Below are 973 nucleotides of genomic sequence, written 5' to 3' on the forward strand. Positions count from 1 at the left end.
CCGCTTGTGCGGGCCCCCGTCAATTCCTTTGAGTTTCAGCCTTGCGGCCGTACTCCCCAGGCGGAGTGCTTAATGCGTTAACTGCAGCACTAAGGGGCGGAAACCCCCTAACACCTAGCACTCATCGTTTACGGCGTGGACTACCAGGGTATCTAATCCTGTTTGCTACCCACGCTTTCGCGCCTCAGCGTCAGTTACAGACCAGAGAGTCGCCTTCGCCACTGGTGTTCCTCCACATCTCTACGCATTTCACCGCTACACGTGGAATTCCACTCTCCTCTTCTGTACTCAAGTTCCCCAGTTTCCAATGGCCATCCACGGTTGAGCCGTGGGCTTTCACATCAGACTTAAGGAACCGCCTGCGCGCGCTTTACGCCCAATAATTCCGGACAACGCTTGCCCCCTACGTATTACCGCGGCTGCTGGCACGTAGTTAGCCGGGGCTTTCTGGTTAGGTACCGTCAAGGTGCCATCATTTCCTATGGCACTTGTTCTTCCCTAACAACAGAACTTTACGATCCGAAGACCTTCATCGTTCACGCGGCGTTGCTCCGTCAGACTTTCGTCCATTGCGGAAGATTCCCTACTGCTGCCTCCCGTAGGAGTCTGGGCCGTGTCTCAGTCCCAGTGTGGCCGATCACCCTCTCAGGTCGGCTACGCATCGTCGCCTTGGTAAGCCGTTACCTTACCAACTAGCTAATGCGCCGCGGGTCCATCTTCGAGTGACGGCCGAAGCCGCCTTTTATCACGAAACCATGCGGTTTCATGTGTTATTCGGTATTAGCCCCGGTTTCCCGGAGTTATCCCAATCTCGAAGGCAGGTTACCCACGTGTTACTCACCCGTCCGCCGCTCAATCCACTACAATCATCCCGAAGGAATCTTGTAGATTCATGCGCTCGACTTGCATGTATTAGGCACGCCGCCAGCGTTCGTCCTGAGCCAGGATCAAACTCTCCAAATGAGTTTGCCTT

1 rRNA gene is annotated in these 973 nt (G+C 55.0%); it reads right to left on the minus strand.

From position 1 onward, the window contains the following. A 16S ribosomal RNA gene (locus N784_RS15685) occupies positions 1–963 on the minus strand; the annotation flags it as partial. Positions 964–973 lie beyond the last annotated feature (10 nt).

The sequence above is a fragment of the Pontibacillus litoralis JSM 072002 genome (genome assembly GCF_000775615.1).
GTDB lineage: Bacteria > Bacillota > Bacilli > Bacillales > BH030062 > Pontibacillus > Pontibacillus litoralis.